The organism is Flavonifractor sp. An52, assembly GCF_002159385.1.
In the GTDB taxonomy this organism is placed as follows: domain Bacteria; phylum Bacillota; class Clostridia; order Oscillospirales; family Oscillospiraceae; genus Flavonifractor; species Flavonifractor avicola.
In genome coordinates this window covers 1-4,828 of sequence record NZ_NFIB01000058.1, presented here as the reverse complement: position 1 = coordinate 4,828, position 4,828 = coordinate 1, and the positions used below count along the sequence as shown (strand labels likewise).

The window sequence follows — 4,828 nt, the reverse complement described above, 5'->3', positions numbered from 1 at the left end:
GCTCTGGAGGACGCCAAGAAGAAGTTCGTGGGCGAGAACCCCAACATCCTGGCTCTGCCCCAGACCTTCAAGCTGGGCGCCGTCCATCTGTGCATGAAGGACGACGATCTGAGCAACGTGTAAGGAGGGCACTGTCATGCTGAAAGGAAATATGCTCATCGCCCACGGCGGCGGCCCCACCCCGGTGATCAACAGCTCCCTGCTGGGGGCTGTCCGGGAGGCCAAGCTCCACGGCGAGATCGAGACCATCTACGGCGCCCGTTTCGGCGCTGAGGGCATTCTGGCCGGGGACCTGATCGACCTGGGCAAGTTTGCCGACGAGGATCTGGCCCTGCTGGCCAAGACCCCCGCTTCCGCTCTGGGCTCCTGCCGCCGCAAGCTCACCGACGCCGACTATCCCGCCGTGCTGGAGTGCTTCAAGAAGTTCAACATCCGTTACTTCTTCTACAACGGCGGCAACGACTCCATGGACACCTGCAACAAGATCTACAACCTGTCCGTGGAGACCGGCTACGAGCTGCGGGTCATCGGCATCCCCAAGACCATCGACAACGATCTGGACGTGACCGACCACTGCCCTGGTTTCGGCTCCGCTGCCAAGTACGCCGCTGTCTCCGCTCTGGAGCTGGCGCAGGACGCCTCCGCTCTGCCCATCCACGTGGTGGTGATGGAGATGATGGGCCGCAACGCCGGCTGGATCACCGCCGCTTCCGCCCTGTACGCCGACCTGATGCCCTGTGAGCATCTGGTGTACCTGCCCGAGGTGGCCTTTGACAAGGAGAAGTTCCTGGCCGCCGTCAAGGAGAAGTGGGCCAAGGGCCGCGGCCTGCTGGTGACCATCTCCGAGGGCATTCACTATGCTGACGGCTCCCCCGTGGCCGACTCCGGCGTGGTGGACGGCTTCGGCCACAAGGTGCCCGGCGGCGCCGCCCAGGCGCTCAGCGACATGATCATGCAGGAGACCGGCCTGAAGTCCCGGTCCGAGAAGCCCGGCCTGCTGGGCCGGGTCAGCGTGGCCCTCATGTCCGAGATCGACCAGAAGGAGGCCGAGGAGGCCGGCGCCTGCGCCGTCCGCTCCGCCGTGGAGGGCAAGACCGGCTTCATGGTGGGCTTTGAGACCACCCGGAACCCCTACTCCTCCAAGACCATCCTCATCCCCCTGGAGAAGGTGGCCAACGCCGAGAAAAAGTTCCCCCTGGAATGGATCGGCGAGGACGGCGCCAGCATCAAGCCCGCGTTCAAGGCCTATTGCGAGCCCCTGCTGGGCGCTTACGACAGCCGGTTTATCTCCCTGCGGTAAGCCGCCATGCAGATCCTCTTTAACTTCCTGGTCTGTATCCTGGCAACTACCATCGGAGGCATCAGCGGGGTAGGAGGCGGCGTCATCATCAAGCCGGTGCTGGACGCTGTGTCCGGCCTGCCGGTGGCTACCATCAGCTTTCTGTCCGGCTGCACCGTGCTGGCCATGACTATCACCTCCATGCTCCGCAGCATTGGCGGCGAGGTCAAGGTGGAGCCCCGTCGGGGCACCCTGCTGGCCATTGGCGCCGCCGTGGGCGGTATCGTGGGCAAGCAGCTCTTCGACATCATCAAGGACGCCGGCGGCTCCGCCGTCTCGGTGGCCCAGCAGGTGCTGATGATCCTCCTCACCCTGGGCGTGCTGGTCTACACCATGAACCGCCCCCGCATCCGCACTCTGGATGTGAAGAACGGGGCGGCCTGTGTGATCATCGGCCTGGCCCTGGGTGTGCTGTCCTCCTTCCTGGGCATCGGCGGCGGCCCCATCAACCTGGCGGTGCTCTACTACTTCTTTTCCATGGATTCCAAGACGGCGGCCCTCAACTCCCTGTATGTCATCCTCTTCTCCCAGGGAGCCAGCTTCCTCAACACCGTGATCGGTCAGAACGTGCCAGTCTTTGAGTGGCCCGTTCTCATCGCCATGGTGGTGGGCGGCGTGGTGGGCGGCACTATGGGCCGCAGCTTCAGCCGCCGTATGGACAACAAGGCCGTGGACAAGCTGTTTTTCTGGCTGCTGCTGGTCATCACCGGCATCAGCGTGTACAACCTGATCCGCTGCTTTGTGTGACTTCACGTTCTTCTCCTCTTTTCCTCAGGACCTGTTCCAGCAGTGATGCCGGGATGGGTCCTCTTTTTATGCCTGTATGGGTGGAAACATTTGGCCTGCCCCGATTCCTTGACACTGGAGTATGACATGGTATAATACCAAACCAGTATGGAATTTTTGCGTAGCAAATGCGCCATATTTTATCAATAACTGCAACTTGGAGGAATTTACCCATGCAAGCAAAGAAACCGCTGGCCCTGCTGCTGTCCCTGTCCATGGGGCTGTCCATGGGCACCCCCGCCCTGGCTGCCGCCAGAGAGACCAGCCTGCCCGACGTGGGCCAGAGCTGGGCGGCCGACTCCATTCACCGCTGGCTGGAGGCCGGCCTGGTGGAGGGGGACGACCAGGGCCTGTTCCGTCCTGCCGCCAACCTGACCCGCGGCGAGCTGGCCACCATTTTTGTGCGGCTGCTGGGCCTGAGCGAGAAGGCGCCCAACCGCTATGCCGACCTGAAGGGGGACGAGTGGTACGCCGACGCCATTCTGAAGTGCACCGCCGCCGGCATCATGGAGGGCGACGGTACCAACTGCAACGCCACCCAGACCATCACCCGGCAGGAGACCATGGTGATGTTTGCACGGGCCATGGGCATCCGTGAGGAGAAGGAACCCAACCTGGGCCACTTTGTGGACGGCACCGACGCCGCCGGCTGGGCCGCCGGGTATCTGGCCCCTCTGGCCCAGCTGGGCATTCTGTCCGGCGTGGAGGACGGTTCCCACCTGGCGCCCATGGCCAACATTGACCGCGCGTCCACCATGGCGCTGCTGGACAAGGCCGTCAGCGATTACATCACCGGCTCCGCCCAGGTGGAGGCGGAGGACGAGGGACGCTTTGTGGTGGTCAACGCCGGTCAGTCCGCCGCCCGCAGCGGCGCTCAGGTAGAGGTGACCGGCCAGGCCGCCGGTCTGGTGGTAGCTCCCGGCAGCGCCGGGGCCAAGATCACCGCCCAGGACCTGACCGCCGCCACCGTGAAGGTGGACGCTCCGGTGGAGCTGACCCTCTCCGGCAGCACTTCCGCCGACTACCTGAGCGTCAACGCCGAGGCCCAGCTGGCGGTGGAGAAGGACGCTTCCGTGGAGGAACTGTCCCTCAACGCCGCCGCCCAGGTGGACAACCAGGGCACCATCGGCAAGGCCGCCGTCAACGCCGACGGCGTGGTGCTGGACGGCAAGCTGCCCGGCAGCCTGGAGGTGACCGACGGCGTGGACCAGCCCACCGACAGCGAAGGCAATCAGGTGGGCGGCAACAGCAACAACGGCGGCAGCAATGGCGGCGGTTCCGGCTCCGGTGGTTCCGGCGGCAGCGGCGGCGGTTCCGGCTCCGGCGGCTCCGACGGTGAGGACGATGGCGACGGCGACGGCGGCCAGGTGCCCCCCGTCCAGGCCGGTCCTGCCGTGACCCAGGTTTCCGAAGAGGAGGGCAAGGTCACCATTCAGTTTGACCAGGCCCTGTACACCATGGAGGAGGATGTGCTGACCAAGATCGGCAGCTCCTCTACCCCCGAGGGTGACGCGGTGAACAACGAGGCCCTCCAGGCCGCGGGCTACGCCATCTCCGGCGACGTCCAGATTACCAACCTGTATGTGGACAACGAGACCGGGTTTGTCTGGACCTTCGACTTCAACAGCGCCAAGCTGGGCGACGGTATGCGCTACAACAAGGCCATCTACGACGCCGAGGGCAACAGCGCCGGCTACCTCACCGCCCGCCGCCATGTGGCCCTGAAGGACGACGAGGGCCGCACCCCCTACTATGTCTGGACCGTGGCCTTTGAGCAGGAGGCCGGGGCCGACATTACCGCCCCCGTGCTGGAGAAGGAGAGCGTCACCCTGCTGGGCGACGACGACACCCTGACCCTCACCGTACCCGTATCCGACCAGGGCGAGCTGGCCTATCTGGAGATCGACCACAGCCTGGAGGCCAGCTTCCCCGAGTTCACCGTGGAGGCCAAGAGCTATGACTTCCTGGACGAGGAGAGCGGCCTGGGCTACACCAGCGTGTACACCGACACCCAGGGCGAGCAGAAGTGGGAGATCACGCTGAATCCCGTGGCCACCGCCCTGCTGCGTCAGGCCGCCGACGGCAGCCCCATGACCTTTTACTTCTCCGTGAAGGACAAGGCGGGCAACCAGTTTGGTTCCATGTACTTTGTGGACGAGGAGATGACCGTCTCCGACGTGTCTGTGCCTCTGGACACCACCGCCCCCACCGTGGTGAGCTTTGCCATTGACGATCAGGTGGTGGAGGACGGCGATACCGTCAACTTTGACGAGGGCCAGGAGTTCACCAGCCTCACCGTCACCCTCAGCGAGGCGGTGGTTGCCGGGGATCAGACCCAGCACATCACCATTGACGGCCATGAGTTCGGCACCTTCGTCATTGACGAGGCCGATCCCACCAAGCTCCACATCACCGTTACCAACCACAACGGCAACAAGTATGTGGAGGGCACCTTCCAGTTCGATCTGGCCGCCGGCGCCCTGAAGGACGCCTCCGGCAACGAGAGCGAGGAGCAGTCCTACACCATCCACTTTACCCAGAATCCCGGCGTGTAAGCGTCACAAAGCCCCCCTCCCACCGATAAATGAAGTGACCCCGAAAAGTTAGACAATATTTTCTTGAAGAAATTGTTCAAGCAGCCGAAAGGGCTTGTTGTCTGTGAATAGCAGGCGGCAAGCCCTTTAGCTTTGCCTTAATGCGTCG

The 4,828-nt window shown here is 63.8% G+C and carries 3 protein-coding genes; all 3 read left to right on the top strand.

Features of this window, described 5'->3' with window-relative positions:
• Positions 1-136: 136 nt before the first annotated feature.
• The 3 genes from B5G06_RS13590 to B5G06_RS13580 all read left to right on the top strand — a co-directional run bounded on the left by B5G06_RS13590 (position 137) and on the right by B5G06_RS13580 (position 4,680).
• The gene (locus B5G06_RS13590; RefSeq protein WP_242955513.1) at positions 137-1,300 is read left to right on the top strand and encodes a 6-phosphofructokinase; all 1,164 of its coding nucleotides are present in this window, start codon (positions 137-139) and stop codon (positions 1,298-1,300) included.
• A gap of 6 nt (positions 1,301-1,306) precedes the next feature.
• The gene (locus tag B5G06_RS13585; RefSeq protein WP_087189587.1) at positions 1,307-2,086 is read left to right on the top strand and encodes a sulfite exporter TauE/SafE family protein; all 780 of its coding nucleotides are present in this window, start codon (positions 1,307-1,309) and stop codon (positions 2,084-2,086) included.
• Between the two features lie 212 nt (positions 2,087-2,298).
• Complete coding sequence (locus B5G06_RS13580; RefSeq protein WP_158094727.1) at positions 2,299-4,680, top strand: S-layer homology domain-containing protein; 2,382 nt, start codon at positions 2,299-2,301, stop codon at positions 4,678-4,680.
• Positions 4,681-4,828 lie beyond the last annotated feature (148 nt).

What these genes read in the sequence shown, in the direction of transcription:
- B5G06_RS13585 (WP_087189587.1), top strand. Translation starts at nt 1,307, where the DNA reads ATGCAGATCCTCTTTAACTTCCTGGTCTGTATCCTGGCAACTACCATC.
- B5G06_RS13580 (WP_158094727.1), top strand. Translation starts at nt 2,299, where the DNA reads ATGCAAGCAAAGAAACCGCTGGCCCTGCTGCTGTCCCTGTCCATGGGG.
- B5G06_RS13590 (WP_242955513.1), top strand. Translation starts at nt 137, where the DNA reads ATGCTGAAAGGAAATATGCTCATCGCCCACGGCGGCGGCCCCACCCCG.